This window comes from Acinetobacter sp. AOR01_HL, assembly GCF_027855455.1.
Lineage (GTDB): Bacteria > Pseudomonadota > Gammaproteobacteria > Pseudomonadales > Moraxellaceae > Acinetobacter > Acinetobacter baumannii.
This window is the reverse complement of the sequence record NZ_JAKTIM010000029.1, coordinates 1-14230: the sequence shown is the minus strand read 5'-3', so window position 1 is coordinate 14230 and position 14230 is coordinate 1. Positions and strand designations below refer to the sequence as shown.

At 39.3% G+C, this 14230-nt stretch carries 13 protein-coding genes and 1 pseudogene; 3 read left to right on the top strand and 11 right to left on the bottom strand.

Annotated elements, in window-relative coordinates:
* Window positions 1–50 precede the first annotated feature (50 nt).
* Both MKL62_RS09000 and MKL62_RS08995 read left to right on the top strand, forming a co-directional pair.
* Complete coding sequence (locus MKL62_RS09000; protein ID WP_001122273.1) at window positions 51–560, top strand: helix-turn-helix domain-containing protein; 510 nt, start codon at window positions 51–53, stop codon at window positions 558–560.
* A 32-nt stretch (window positions 561–592) separates the two neighbouring features.
* Window positions 593–1435: an IS3 family transposase gene (locus MKL62_RS08995; RefSeq protein WP_223673390.1), complete on the top strand. Its 843-nt coding sequence runs from the start codon at window positions 593–595 to the stop codon at window positions 1433–1435.
* A 383-nt stretch (window positions 1436–1818) separates the two neighbouring features.
* Here MKL62_RS08995 and MKL62_RS08990 read toward each other — a convergent pair whose 3' ends face one another.
* The gene (locus tag MKL62_RS08990) at window positions 1819–2127 is read right to left on the bottom strand and encodes a helix-turn-helix domain-containing protein (protein WP_001101310.1); all 309 of its coding nucleotides are present in this window, start codon (window positions 2125–2127) and stop codon (window positions 1819–1821) included.
* Complete coding sequence (locus MKL62_RS08985) at window positions 2124–3455, bottom strand: type II toxin-antitoxin system HipA family toxin (RefSeq protein ID WP_005128640.1); 1332 nt, start codon at window positions 3453–3455, stop codon at window positions 2124–2126. The genes MKL62_RS08990 and MKL62_RS08985 overlap by 4 nt, the downstream gene beginning before the upstream one ends.
* A 295-nt stretch (window positions 3456–3750) precedes the next feature.
* On the opposite strand from MKL62_RS08985, the gene MKL62_RS08980 reads away from it, so the two are divergent.
* Entirely contained in the window at window positions 3751–4191 is a 441-nt protein-coding gene (locus tag MKL62_RS08980; RefSeq protein ID WP_000193136.1) for an HD domain-containing protein, read from the top strand.
* Window positions 4192–4225: 34 nt separating this feature from the next.
* On the opposite strand, the gene MKL62_RS08975 is transcribed toward MKL62_RS08980, so the two are convergent.
* From MKL62_RS08975 to MKL62_RS08935, 9 genes and pseudogenes are all read right to left on the bottom strand, one after another.
* Complete coding sequence (locus tag MKL62_RS08975; RefSeq protein WP_005128638.1) at window positions 4226–4870, bottom strand: hypothetical protein; 645 nt, start codon at window positions 4868–4870, stop codon at window positions 4226–4228.
* An 11-nt stretch (window positions 4871–4881) separates the two neighbouring features.
* Window positions 4882–5853 carry a 5'/3'-nucleotidase SurE gene (gene surE / locus MKL62_RS08970; RefSeq protein ID WP_086267245.1) on the bottom strand — a complete coding sequence of 324 codons (972 nt, stop codon included), beginning with the start codon at window positions 5851–5853 and terminating at the stop codon, window positions 4882–4884.
* A 126-nt stretch (window positions 5854–5979) separates the two neighbouring features.
* Entirely contained in the window at window positions 5980–7125 is a 1146-nt protein-coding gene (locus MKL62_RS08965) for a TolC family protein (RefSeq protein ID WP_372530918.1), read from the bottom strand.
* Between the two features lie 84 nt (window positions 7126–7209).
* Window positions 7210–7728, bottom strand: a pseudogene (locus MKL62_RS08960) (TolC family protein); the annotation flags it as partial.
* A gap of 86 nt (window positions 7729–7814) precedes the next feature.
* Window positions 7815–9401, bottom strand: coding sequence for a GH3 family acyl-acid amido synthetase (locus MKL62_RS08955; RefSeq protein WP_005128633.1), 1587 nt, complete (start codon window positions 9399–9401; stop codon window positions 7815–7817).
* The gene (locus tag MKL62_RS08950; protein WP_075874782.1) at window positions 9398–10186 is read right to left on the bottom strand and encodes a hypothetical protein; all 789 of its coding nucleotides are present in this window, start codon (window positions 10184–10186) and stop codon (window positions 9398–9400) included. Before MKL62_RS08950 ends, MKL62_RS08955 begins: the two co-directional genes overlap by 4 nt.
* 187 nt (window positions 10187–10373) lie before the next feature.
* The gene (locus tag MKL62_RS08945; RefSeq protein ID WP_030423652.1) at window positions 10374–11921 is read right to left on the bottom strand and encodes a DHA2 family efflux MFS transporter permease subunit; all 1548 of its coding nucleotides are present in this window, start codon (window positions 11919–11921) and stop codon (window positions 10374–10376) included.
* A 24-nt stretch (window positions 11922–11945) separates the two neighbouring features.
* Window positions 11946–13007 (bottom strand): HlyD family secretion protein, encoded by a 1062-nt coding sequence (locus MKL62_RS08940; protein WP_005128631.1) that lies wholly within the window; start codon window positions 13005–13007, stop codon window positions 11946–11948.
* A gap of 256 nt (window positions 13008–13263) precedes the next feature.
* Window positions 13264–14196: an IS5 family transposase gene (locus MKL62_RS08935; RefSeq protein ID WP_001040033.1), complete on the bottom strand. Its 933-nt coding sequence runs from the start codon at window positions 14194–14196 to the stop codon at window positions 13264–13266.
* Between the last annotated feature and the right edge of the window lie 34 nt (window positions 14197–14230).

Sequence of the window (14230 nt, the reverse complement as noted above, 5' to 3'; positions counted from 1 at the left end):
CTGAACTGCACCCCATAAGTTAGACTTTTTAAACTTATGAGGTGTGCCCTATGCCAATTCCGAAGCATTCAAAAGAGTTAAAATTAAAAGTCATTCAAGCTTATTTAGATGGAAGTAAAGGATATAAAATCCTTTCACAAGAATTTAATGTTGATCTCCAAACCATCCGCTTATGGATTGAAAACTATAAGGCACAAGGTGAAGATGGCCTGAATGTTAAAACTAAAAAAACCTACTACTCTTCCGAATTTAAAATCAAGGCTGTACAAATGCTTCTTGATAAGATACCGGTAAGAGAAGTTAGAAGACGGTTAAATCTGAGCGGGACGTCAATTTTAAGAAGGTGGCTCGCTCAGTATCATAAAGAAGGGATTGCCGGGTTTAATACTACGAGGATTTATACCAATATGGTTAAACAAGATAAAACCAAAATAACTAAGCCTATAAAAGAAGACAAAGATAAATCTCAACAGGAACTCATTGATGAAGTGACCGCTTTACGAGCGGAGGTTGCCTTTTTAAAAAAGCTAAAAGCCTTAAAACTGAAGCAACGTACTTAAATACACTTTGTACTGCAGACACTGTTCAGGTTATTTCAGAATTAAGGCAAATTTATCCATTAAAACTCTTACTCAGTATTGCAAAGATTGCTCGTAGTACTTATTTCTATCACATGAAAGCTGTACGCTCTAATGACAAATATACTGAGTTAAAACAGCAGATTAAGTCCATATATCACAAGCATAAGGGATGCTATGGCTATCGTAGAATTACTCTTGCCCTGAAAAGTACAGGAATAATAATCAACCATAAATGTGTATATCGCCTTATGAAAACCATGGGAATTAAATCACGTATCAGAGCATTGAAATATCGCTCATATAAAAGTGGTTGTGTCGGGACGGTGGCTGATAACATTATGCAACGGCAATTTAAAGCGAACCATCCCAACCAGAAATGGGCAACTGATGTGACGGAATTTAATGTTAACGGTGAAAAACTTTATTTATCACCAATTATAGATTTGTTTAATGGGGAAATTATTACCTTCCGAATCCAACGTAAACTCAATTATGAGTTAGTGAAAGATATGCTCATTCATGCTTTAGCTAAACTTAAGCGACATGAGAAACCAATTCTCCATTCAGATCAAGGATGGCAATATCAAATGGCTCATTACCAACAGCAATTAAAGCAACATGGTTTAATTCAAAGTATGTCTCGTAAAGGAAATTGCTTAGATAATGCTGTAATAGAAAGCTTCTTTGGAATATTAAAATCGGAATGCTTTCATGGAGAAAAATTTCAATCAATTGATGAATTAGAGAAAACGATACGAGAATACATTCATTATTATAATCATGAGAGAATCAAGGTGAAGCTACAAGGTTTATCCCCTGTACAATATAGAAACCAGTTTATAAAAACTGCTTAACTAACTGTCCAACTTTATGGGGGCAGATCATCCTACCGCTACGGGAGGGAACGAGATTTACATGCAAAACTATTCCTCAGAAGAAATAGCTCTGATGTAGTCCAAAAAAACGGTCTGCTAAAACCGACTGGCAATGTAGGCCAGCCCGCAAATGGTAATCTCCAATATTTGAAGTGTCAATGTGAAATTGGCTAGAAAATATTTAAATAATTATTATTTTTCATTTAATTACATAATTAAGGATATTCTTAAGTAATATTTACAATCTGCTTTTATATCATTAAGTTAAATTTTAAAGTTGCAAAAATTTATATATTAGATTGGTTCAAAAATTATCATTTTGGTGTTCACAAGCGTACGCTTGTGAACGTTTAAGTAGTTGCTTACTCGTTTGGCTTTATAATTTTGCTAACAATATGCTCATGCGTAGGTACAAGCCCTGCTTTTAAACCAAGTGGCTTAAACACTTTATCTAACACAGACTGAGTGAGTTTACCTTTATCCTGCTCAATGTCCGTTAAAGTCCGACGGCTTATACCCACCAAATTAGCATATTGTTCTTGCGATAAACCCAACACATTTTTGCGTAAATACGATAGCAATTGCCCCAAAGTAATCTCACTCAACAAATATTGTTTATATAAATCTATAAGAATCTGCTGACGGTCTTGGGTTTGATTTTTTACATTCATAGCAGTTCCCATCTTTTCAATTTAGCTTCTATGTAATCAAATGACAGCGCTGGCATTTCAATAATTTGTTTGGGTACACCTTTATCAACTAATCGTTGCTTTAAGCCAAGCAGGTTATTCGCCAAAGTCCTTAATGTCGCTAGAGATAAATCGGGATCGCACCAAGGAGCAAGTTTTTGTGTAATTTGCGCCCACCGGTATTCACCACCTTCCTCGTACGGACTTCCCCAAGTCGTCGATCTGGTCACAACTTCCGGATCGGCTTTCATAGGTGCAAAGTCATAAATAGGCGAAAGATAAATTTTTCCAGATTTTTTTATAAATGATGTATTACGCCCATGGTTATCTGAATTACCAAAAATGATATTGAGTAAATCTCGTTGTAACCACTCACAAACAAATTGTGGTACATCAAAATCTGAGTCAATGCTTGTGAGTAATCTACATAGATCTTCAATGACTTCGAAATGATTAAGATGACTACCAGAAGACTTATTTAGTACAGAATACACAGACTCTAGACCATAGCGGTGCCAATATTGATCACACCATTCTGTATCGAATCTTGGAAGCCACAATGACGGATATTTTGTACCTTCAATGAGCTGCATTTGGGTTGTTTCAATTGTGTTGAAACCTAATTCATTGAGTATTTGATAGTAATAATATTCAGCTCTGAGAATATCGCAATCAATCTCGCTACGTTTATTTCGCGGGAATTTCACCAAATAATGCTGATCTGGCTGATCAAATTTTTCTTGGTAGGTGTCAATCCAGACTTTTTGTTCCGGTGAAACACGAATAAGCAACTTGGGAGCTTCACCGCCTGCACCAGTTGCACCACCACTAATAGCTCCCATTTGTTGAGCATATTCCAGAAAATCAATATTACGCTCAGCCACATCTTCCTTACTAAAATAACGTAAGTGCAAGGTTGACTCTGGGTTTAGTGGAGGCAATGCTTCTTTAATTCGTAAATTACCAACAGGTGCCATCCCACCTTTTTCTAATAGAATACTTTCTTGTTCCGCATAGGTTAAGCGTTGTAAATCTAGATAATTCACCCAATAACGGCGTGCAGCGCCAGATGGAACAATATCATCTAAAAAGCCAAACCATGTGTCCGATTCGTGTTTGATAAGAATTTGTACAGGAAGTGATAAACTACAGGCGTGCTCATCTCGTCTGTCTAAATATTGAATTGCATAATCCAATTCATATTCTAGTTCACTGGCGCTAGCCGAACCCAACTTAGGTTCCAGCAGTTTTAGTTCTGCTATATCTATCCAGTTTTTATTTAGTAAAGCCTGTATCGTTAATTTTTTCATTAGCACAAATGAGCAATTATTTTCTCAAAAATACTATAAAAATAAGTTTTTGTGAATATATTTGCTCAATTTGATTTATTTTAGATAAAAGTGAGCAAATTTTTGCGCATCTCATATTTATAGATAGCAATAATTTATTTATCCGTTTTCATATGTTGAATATTACATTGTGGAGATTCACCAAACAAACGAGAGTATTCACAACAAAGTAGCTTATTCAGTATAAAATTATGACTTAAGCTACCCATCTCGCCCATTAGGCCGTGTCATATACTTAAAGTAATAAGAGCAAAAAATGACTCAAAATAAAGTTGAATTAGCAGAGAAATTATCAAAAGAATCGCATCAAGGTCAAAAGTATGGTTCTCATGATTACTTTGATTACCATATTAAAGGTGTAGTCAATTCATTAATTGAGCACCGATTTTCAGAAGTCTATATTATTACCGCCCTTCTCCACGATAGTGTTGAAGACACACCTCTTACCCTAGCCAAAATCGAAAGCTTATTTGGAAAAGAAGTCCGTGAGGCCGTTGATGCATTAACTAAACGGGAAACGGAAACACGCGAAGAATATTTAATTCGTTGTAGTTCAAATCCGATCGCTCGGGTCGTGAAACTTCATGATGCAGCCTTTAATGCGCATAATTCACATAAAGAAAATAATCAATCACGAGTAGATTATTACCTTCAAACCATGTTAATTGTTTCAACGGCGCAAGATAGATTGGAATGAAAGACAACGGAATGAATCCGTTGCCTTTTTATTTTTAAGATTGTGCAAATGCCCAAATGTCTTTTGATGCAACCGTATCAGATACGAGTCTAAAACTCATAGGCTCTAAGTCTTCATCTACCACAACATAACCTTTCGAGTTATTTTTTAGCGCATCACACTTGTTATCGGTCAGTTGATAGTTTGCTGTATTGGCTAAGGCACTTTCAGTAATCACACCCGTAAACACACAATTTGGATCTCTCGAGACAATTTTACCTTGTGCACTAACCTCGGCATTTACCGTCGTTCCATCTGGAAACGATAAATCGTAGGTGCCGACCAGTTGATTAAGCAAAAGTTTTTGATCAGCAATTTTTTCATAATGTGCTAATTCGACTGTCATCGCCTGATTAGACTGGTTGCTTCGCCAAGCTTTGGTTTTTGCATCGTAGCTCATCACAATTTTGGCACGGTTTTCGTCATCATCTAAAACCAATAATTTAGTCCCATCTGCACCAGAATAGTATTTACCCGCCATAGGTAATTCTTGATCAGTTTCGGTACTAATAATATAAGTTCCGACATCTAAGCTCGGTGCTAGTACAGGTTTTTCAGTCGAGACTTGGTCATCATGATCATTGTCATTACAAGCCGCCAATCCAAGCCCAAGGAGTAAAACCAATAAACAACGTTTCATGGTCTTTCTCCTTACTTGTTAAATAAGCTTTTTAAACGGATTTTAAGCCATTCTTGACCTGCTGGTCGTTGGTCATAAGCAACTTGCATTGCAGTCACAGCAATTTTGCTTTGCATTACAGCGCTTTCATCCGACATTTGAGCGGCAGTTGGTGCTGATGGTGCCGCGTCTATTCCAAGGCCAAATTGATTGTTGCCTTTATTGTCTTTGGTCACTTGGAACTTCAGTTTATATAAGTCGTAAGTTCCAATTTTGGAAAAAGCAAACGGCGTGCTGGTTGTTAAATTTTTAGGGAAATTCACATTTAGCGTAATGCCTTTTGGCAACAACTGGCCCTTGCCTGCCTTAGCTTGTAATTCTTTTAATAACACTACAGTTTGTTTTGCCACAATCGCAGAGTTAGGGTTGTTTAAAGTTTTGTCATCTACCGTGTTGGTATCGGCGCTTAAGGCAATAGACGGAATCCCGCGTCCTGCCGAAAACTGTACATTGCCAATCGTACCAGAGTGTACAACGACTTTGCCGACATTTTGGCCTTCATTCGGGCCAGATAAAACTAGGTCTGGTGCTTTACCCCAGCGTTTTGGTGCAACCACGTCTAGTCCATAAACTGTTGCCATGACTGGTGTGCCATGCGTGTAGTTCCAGTCGCCATTGGTATAACCTGCTTTGGTAAAGGTTCCAGCCGCAGGTGCGCCAATTGGTGCTGCGCCGTTGTGACAACCATTTTCAGCCGCAATTTGCTTATCATTATCCGCGGTAATTGTTGTTGAGCTGTACATCACGATTGCGCCACCGCGGCCACTTTGTGGTGAACACGGTACAGACACAAGCACGTTATGACCATTTGCTTTTAATTCGTCATAAAGTGCTTTGATATTGCTCGTTAGGCCGTCATCGTTAACCAATAAAATATTTAATGCAAAAGCTGGAGTTGTACACAAAGACAGAATAAGACCGCCCAATAAACTCTTTTTCATCACTTAACTACCATGTTATTAAATTTCGGTTTGTATGGTAGTGGTGGTATATGTATGTTTAGTGACTAAGCATAAATATATCAAAAACCCACTTTCGTGGGCTTCATTAAAATTACTTCAAGTTTTAAGTTAAATACGTCCAACCTCTAAGTATGGAATCAGCTTTTTATCAAAACTTGGCCGAGGGTCACCTTCAAAGCTAATAAAACCATGCATACCCGTTAAACGTTCACCTTTATAAAACTGGTTTAACTGATATCGCGGGTCTCTATGTGAAAGCGTAAAACTCACCACACCAACGCCCTGCAGTTTTGACTTGTTATAGGCATCTTCGAGCATTTTATGGTGTAAAGCCAAATCTTGTGGATGACACATAAGCGTATGTAGCACATGGTACTGAATAGAGTCACCCAGTTTAGGCAAACGCATGCCTTTTGTCATTGGCGTCAAAAAGTTATAAACGGGTCTAAGCACAGCTATGGCCGAGCTGTAATTTAAAATTTTAGTTTGTTTAATACTATGCTGATCCCATAAACCAAACATGCCTACCAGCTTTTCACCCTTAAAATAAAGTGAAAAGTCCGAGAGTTTCATCCCTGAAAAATACTGATGACCTTGAGCCAGTTCTTCAAAGTTATAGGCTGGAATAAAGTTATAGTATTCTGCCATGTCGCTAATAAACTGATTCATGGCTGGTACATGTTCTTCTTCCGCTGTACAAGTACGAATCTCTTGAAGATGACTCTGCTGAGAATTCTGCTTTAGAAAAGCCGTGATTTTTCTTTTTGCGCCTGTACTCGTCAGGCTGAGTGTCTCTATAAGTCCTTCATCATAATAATCGGGCATTCCCGTTTTGCCTGTTTGTATAGCGGTTGCCAATGCATCTTTATTTTGTCGAATGGTTTGAAGCTGCGCATAGGTGGTACGGGTACGCTTGTTCAAGTCTAGCTCAAGACTTCGAATTTTTTGCGCAGCCAAATCGATATCGGCCTGTGCTTTTTTAACATTGGCCCGATTTAGTCCATCATCATAAAGCGGTACATTGAGCTGCACCCCAACCATATAGTTATTACTTTCAGAACCAATATAGCTTGCTTCATCTTGCTTTCCGGCACGGCTAGTGAGCATCACGGTTGGCCAAAGTTCGCGTTTAGTTAAAGCATATTGTTTTTCGGCAGCCTGCTTTTCATATTTAGCCCGCATTAAAGCCGGATGGTTCTTGGTTTGAGCCAATATTTCATCTAGGTTAGCGGGAATAGTAGGTAATTGATTGATTGGAACAAGGTCGTCAGGCGTTATACCTGTCACTTGATAAAACTGTGCTTCGCTTACGGTCAAGTTAGATTGCGCCTGTGTAATATCGGCTTGACCTTGTGCGACTTGAGCTAAAACTTGAGCCAAGTCTGCACGGGTAATCATACCGACATCAAAACGGCGCTTTGATTCATATAAAGACCGTTGCAGATTTGCCATAGTCTTTTGTCTGAGTTCTAAAATGGCTTTCTTTTTTAATACGTCGGTATAGACCATCACGGTATTTAAAATAGTTTCCGATCTTTGATCTGATAAGCCTTGGTGTTGGGCTGAAAGCTGACTTTCGGCAATATCTATCCCTAAACGGTGCCGCCCAGAGGTATAAATCGGATAATCTGCCTGCAATTGCAAACTTCGGCCTTTACGGTTTCCTTCGGTTGGAAACAAGACGTGTGAAGGCGTATTTATTCTTTCATAGTCAAGTTGCCCGACTAAATTAACTTTGAGTCCATCACGTTGCTTGGCCTGTTCAAGCATAGCGGTGGACTGGTTCACACTTAAACGGCTCACTTCAAGCTGGCTTTCATGCCTTAAACTAGCTGACAAAGCCTCATCTAAAGTCATGGCATGTGTATTCGACACAACCAACACGCCTAGATATAAGGCGTGTCGAAGTGTTAAAAACCGAGTATTAAATGGCTTCATCCCTTTCATAGTTGTTCCAAACTATTCAGGGTGACTTTCTTGAGTGGCTCAGGTTTGATATTGCCTTCGATAATGCCATCAAACATGACTAGTTTCTTGTACGCATTCCAGCCATTATTGGCTTGGCGAATTTGAGGCTGGTCGAGCTGCCCTAAGTTTCGTGCAAGTTCATAATGGAAGTTTTGACGTAAGATACTGTCGATATATTCATTGTTAATACTGTGATGAATTTCACCTTCAAAAAGCACGCAATAAAATGGTTTAACTTGTTGTTGGGTATCAATCGCCAGTAAAGAAATTGCTTTTGATTCCGTTTCGTTTAACTGCAACAACAACTGTTGAGCGGTTTCAGGTGCTAACTTCTCACCGACCAGATCGACCCCAAAACGGCGGCCTTGGAACTCAAAACACGGAATTTGTTCTAAAAAGCCAGTCACTTTTAAGCAGTCATCTAGACAGTAACGCAGTAAGCCATTACCCGAAGTAATCAGCGGGCTGACCACGTCACCTTGTTTAAGTTGCCATGAAGGAACGATTTGACCTTGTTTTTCACCTTCTAAATACTCAAATTCATAGAAGTGACTTTGGTAAGCCAATGGGTATTGGTCGTTATAGGGAATAGTCACTACGCCTTCGGTCGCCCATAAGCCTTTGCCTTCAAACTGAACATTGGGCAATTTCTCTTTTAATTTTTCGGCCCACGCTTTTGAACCTGCAGTATCCCAACTCGATACTAGACTTAACTTTGGCCAAAGTTTTTTAAAGTCGATCTGTTCGCCGTTTGAACTTGCAATTAAGGCTTGAGCACTTTCAGGGCTATGCGGTGCAGTGACTTCTTTTAATGAAGCCTCACGATTGCCCCATTTACCACTTTGTAAAACCTCAACCACGTCTTTTTGCAATGCCTCTAAACGTTCAAGTAATTGCAAAGCAAACGTTGGACTCCACACCGAAATCATGGCTAAGCTACGGTTTGCGACCAAATAACAAATGGTGGCAAACAGTGCATCGTCAGCATTGGCCGCAAATGCAACGTTACTTGGAACCGCTTGGGTAAACTTGGATAAAATTCGCTTACCTATACCAAGTAGCGCACTGTCATCATTTAAATTTTTATCTTTTAAAACTTCACGCTGACTTTCAGGCAACCACGACACCGACCAGTAGTGTGTACCAGAGCTAAGCTCTGGACACTTACGGTATAAACTTGCCATCCACGGTGCAATCGCATGGTCAAGTTCATCTAAAAACAACTTGGTATATGGAATAAACTTGATTTGTTCACTCGAACCACTGGTCGGCTGGAAACGAACCAGTTTACTGCTAGAGAGTGAAAGCTTTTGTTCACGGTAGCGCTGAATGTCTTCTCGCCAAGCGCTATAGCGAGTTGCAGGAAAAGCTTTTACAAACTGCTCATAGTTTTGAACCTGTTTATCTTTGGCCAAAGTAGAGGTCTGTAAAATCGAATGCAAAATTTGACGTTGCGTAGTCTCTAAGGCATTAAACTGTTTTTGGAAATTACGGTCAGATGCATCACACCATTTTTTTAAAATAAGATGCGAGCCGAGAGTCAACCATTGATTAGATTTCATTGGATAGCCTCTCTACGTTTTGTTTTATGGCTTAACTGCGCTTCAAATTTTCCTTTGCTTGTCGGTTTAGTCATCAGTTTTACAGGGAAACGGGCAATATCTTTCCAACCAAGTCGACCAATACATGGCAGTTCTGTACCGGCTCTCCAAGTTGGATTTTTCTGCTCAAAGAAATGAATATTTGGGTTCTTTTCTCTCATTTCGGCAGTAATCGGTGCGACTTCGCCTTTTAATGGTTGATAGTCGTCACCAAAGTTGAGTAAGCCGGCTTCTTTGTCGTAGTATTCACCAAAGAATTTTTCACAGTAATGTTCAACAACTTCCGAAAGATGTTGGTTTTCATCTTTAATGTTTGGGTAATACACATAGTAGTTATTGGCAAGTAAGAGATAAGTCTTATAGCCTTTAGAAATGAGAAGCCAATAAAGTTCATTAAAAGGATATTTAATTCGAAGCTTGATCATGAGTTTGAGCATGGTACTTTGCAATGTACGCGTGCCCCAAAACTTTTTCAAAATGACCGTATCACCGCTAAAGAGCACGGTGTAATCTTTACCGTTTAAGTAGAAATGCTGTACAACTACCGTCGAGAAACCGACAATCTCATCTGTTTCTGAGTCAAAAATTAAGATCGCACCGCTTTTATTTTTAAAATCATCTACGAAAATAGAAAATCTGGTATTTTCATAATACTGCTCGTAAATGGAATACATCACTTTCAATCGTTCAGTATCGATTTGCTCTTTTTCAAAATATTGCCCATAAGTTGCGTTTTTCAGGTTCAATTTTGAAATCAGTTTATATGTTGTATTAATCATAATACTTTAATCTCCCACATCCAGATCTGTGAGTTCCCCTATCTCATACAACGATATTCGAAACTCATATCAATGTTCTTTTTCTATGAAGGGATATGTTTTGATATGCCCTATTGTTTTCATTCTTTGAAAGCTGCCTTTTATTTCTAAATCGCTACATATTCATTTTCTTCCCCCGATCCATAAATATGGTTAAAAAGGCGGTCACAAACATAATGATTGCGAGCATGCGTAATAAGTCATTGAAACTCGATGTCAGTGCTTGAAAATGAATGTCACGATAGATCACGCTGAGCGCGATTTGCTGGGCATTTGCACCGACTTCTTGATATTGCGCCGTAAGCTGGTCGAGTCTTTCTGTAAATATCCAGTTTTGTGGTGTCATCGACTGATTAATCTGGGTAACATGCATGGCGGTCAGCCAGTCTAAGGATGAGTTAATAAGAGCCAGTCCAACTGCGCCCCCAATATTACGCATCAGGTTATAAATACCACTGGCATCGGCAACTTTACTGAGTGGCAATGTACTCATAGCCAAATGTGACACCACAATCAGGCAAATCATGAGGCCAATACCACGGTAAATTTGCGGCCAAAACATAAAGTCATAATCACTATGAATGCTCAAATGTGAATTGAGCCAAACGCCAAAGCCCGCCAGAATCATTCCGACAAATACGGTTTTTCGGGTATCAAAATTAGGAATGAGCCACGCAAGAAACGGCGCAAAGCAGAACATGACAATACCTGTCACCATCATGACGTGACCAATTTGGCTACTGTTCATTTCACGGACTTGCCCAAGAAACACAGGAATCATGTAACCCAAGCCATACAGCGCCATACCAATCACAAACGTTGTAATGGCACTTAAGGTAAAGTTTTTATTTTTAAATACCGATAAATCGAGCAAAGGTTTAGGCTGAGTAAAACTTCTAGAGAAGAAAATCATGCCGCCTATAACACAGACCATAAAAGCAACCCGAACACCTGTATCTGCAAGCCAGTCATGTCGTGCGCCTTCATCGAGGAAATATTCAAGCCCACCCAAAAACATTGCCATACCGACTAGACTGAACCAGTCCATGCTTTTGATGAGTGAATAGTTGGCACGGTCAATATTTGGACCTGAGTAGATGACCGTAGCAATGATAATGCCCGGAATAATATTGATCAGGAACATCCAGTGCCAAGAGAAATTATTGGTGAGCCAACCGCCAATGGTTGGGCCAATTGCTGGACCTAAAGTACTGATCATGCCAAACATGACCAAAGGCAACGAGCGTTTTGCTTCTGGAAAAAGTAGGTACAAGGCCGTCATGGAAGTCGGAATCATACCGCCCCCCATAAACCCTTGTATGCCACGGAATACTAATAAACTTTCCAAGTTCCATGACAAAGCACAAAGTAAAGAACTCACCGTAAAACCTATTGCACAGATGGTGTAATACACCCGTGTTGAAAGCACTCGCGAGACAATACTCGACATTGGAATCGCAATAATTTCGGCAATTAAATAAACTGTTTGTACCCAAGTGACTTCATAACGACTTGCACTCATACCAGCTTGAACTTCGTTTAGAGAACTTGCCACAATCTGAATATCAAGAATCGCCATGAAGTTGCCAAAAATCATGGCAGCAAAAATTGCCCATGCAGTTTTTGCGGGAAACCTCCACTCGGCTTCAACATGCTTATTCATTTATGATTACCCAAAATTTTATTATTAAGTTCTTAGGTCAACGGTGGCGCTCACCGACATTCCAGGTTTTATCAAATCAATATGTGGGCTTGAATCTATGGCGATACGTACAGGAATACGCTGTACAACCTTGTTAAAGTTGCCTGTGGCATTGTCTGGTGGCATAAGTGAGAAAGTCGCACCTGAAGCGGGAGAAAAGCTCTCAATTTTTCCGGTAAAGTTGAGGCTTGGATAAGCATCAAGTTTTAATTTAACTTTCTGACCGATATGCATTTTTTCTATTTGAGTTTCTTTAAAGTTCGCCTGTACATACAAACTATTTTCAGGAATGATCGCCATTAAGCGGGTTTGTGGAGAAACACGTGAGCCTTTTTGAATTGCCAGACTACCGATTTTACCGCTTACAGGACTAACCACTTTTGATGAAGCCAAATCGACTTGATACAGGTTTAAATTTGCATGGGCACTTTGAATATCTGCTAAAAGCTGCGCTCGACTCGCTTGTAAACTCCCCAACTGAGCTTCTGCTGCATTTACGGCGGCTTGCGCTTTGCTGAGCTGTGCCTGAGCGGTTAAATATTGAGACTGAATCCCTTCAAAATTTTGTCGGGTAATTACGCCATCTTTTAATAGATCTTGATAACGCTCGAACTCTTTGTTCAAACGCGCCAGGTCTGCTTGTGCTGCCACTACACCACTATTAGCTTCAATAATTGAAGACTTGGCAGACTTTTCATTTTGTTGTTGTACACCAAGCGCTGCTTCTTTTAAGCTGACTACAGAACGGGCTTGGTCATAACGAGCTTGGTAGTCACGATGGTCTAATACCGCTAAAGTTTCCCCTTTTTTTACAAACTGATTATCGTTAATTAATAACTCCATCACTTCGCCTGAAATCTTTGGCATCACCCAAGTGACATCGGCTTGTACATAAGCATTATCAGTAGATTGATAGAATCGGTATACAAAAAAATAATATAAGATGCCAGCAACTAAAAATAACAGCAGGACACTAAAAACACCCCAAGTTATTTTCTTTCGGCTTTGGAAATTAGTATCAGTTTCTAGCTGAGCTACGTTATCCATAATCATTCCGCTTATTTGTAATATTCGATTTTTTATTTAAGCCAATAAAATTATTGGTTTCTTTTTTACGTAACTTTTCACTTGGTTTTATTCAATGAATCGTGTCAGCGTAAAATTTGGTGCAAATTATGGTTCTTAAGTGAATTAAATATCATTGACCTCTTTGACATATATTTTTTCTATTTATGTCAATTAATCATATTAGGCTTTGTTGCATAAAGCCTTTGAAGGTAAAGTTTTCCTAAGTTGCTAAAATTTAGGTTACAACTTGGGTATGAGGTCTGCCTAATTCTGTAAATTTATTTAATACGGCTACACGTGCATGGATCTCATTCACTTGGCTGTCAAAATTCCTTGAGTAGAGTTTATCGCCTAATAATTTGATGCAATGCATCTTGGTTTCGACCAAACTTCGCCGATGATAACCAGACCACTTTTTCCAAAGGGCTCTTCCTAGACGCTTAACTGTTTTTAGTAATTCATTTCTCTCTTGCGAATGAACTTTTGTATCTTTCCACGGTTTCGCATTTTTTCTTGGCGGAATCACCGCATATGCTTGACGATCTGAGATCACTCGTCTGCAGCATTTAGTGTCATAGGCTCCATCGGTATAGACAGAATCTACTCGCTCATCAAGTGGTATTTGACCAAGTAAATCACCGAGCACCTGTGAATCACTGATATTGTTCGTTGTGAGCTGAACTGCACGTATTTGCAGCGTTTCAGCATCTATACCAATGTGAAGCTTACGCCATTGTCGACGATATTCAGGCTGATGTTTCTTCCGTTTCCATTCACCTTCGCCCAAAAACTTTAAACCAGTTGAATCTACGAGTAGATGTAGACCATTGCTACTTTTTTGGTAGCTAATCGCAATATCAATATGTTTTTGTCTTCTGCAAAGCGTCGTATAGTCTGGCGCTGTCCAATCTAATCCGCAAAGTTTAATCAGGCTTTGTACAAAGCCAGTGACCATGCGTAGAGAAAGACGAAATATGGATTTAATCATTAAGCAGCATTGGATGGCTGTATCGGAATAAGTTTGATTTCGACCATGTTGGCTTTTTGGTTGAGCATACCATTGTGTTTTGGGATCAAACCAAATGGCAATATTCCCACGATTAATGAGAGCTCGGTTGTATGTGGGCCAATTGGTTGTACGGTAGATTTTAGGTGTAGGCTTATTCATCTCAAAATTATATTGTGGAATAAGCCTTTAGAGA

Bases quoted from the DNA above. Each gene is read 5' to 3' on its own strand.
- MKL62_RS09000 (WP_001122273.1), top strand. From the start codon at position 51: ATGCCAATTCCGAAGCATTCAAAAGAGTTAAAATTAAAAGTCATTCAA.
- MKL62_RS08990 (WP_001101310.1), bottom strand. From the start codon at position 2,127: ATGAATGTAAAAAATCAAACCCAAGACCGTCAGCAGATTCTTATAGAT.
- MKL62_RS08985 (WP_005128640.1), bottom strand. From the start codon at position 3,455: ATGAAAAAATTAACGATACAGGCTTTACTAAATAAAAACTGGATAGAT.
- MKL62_RS08980 (WP_000193136.1), top strand. From the start codon at position 3,751: ATGACTCAAAATAAAGTTGAATTAGCAGAGAAATTATCAAAAGAATCG.
- MKL62_RS08975 (WP_005128638.1), bottom strand. From the start codon at position 4,870: ATGAAACGTTGTTTATTGGTTTTACTCCTTGGGCTTGGATTGGCGGCT.
- MKL62_RS08955 (WP_005128633.1), bottom strand. From the start codon at position 9,401: ATGAAATCTAATCAATGGTTGACTCTCGGCTCGCATCTTATTTTAAAA.
- MKL62_RS08945 (WP_030423652.1), bottom strand. From the start codon at position 11,921: ATGAATAAGCATGTTGAAGCCGAGTGGAGGTTTCCCGCAAAAACTGCA.
- MKL62_RS08940 (WP_005128631.1), bottom strand. From the start codon at position 13,007: ATGGATAACGTAGCTCAGCTAGAAACTGATACTAATTTCCAAAGCCGA.
- MKL62_RS08935 (WP_001040033.1), bottom strand. From the start codon at position 14,196: ATGAATAAGCCTACACCTAAAATCTACCGTACAACCAATTGGCCCACA.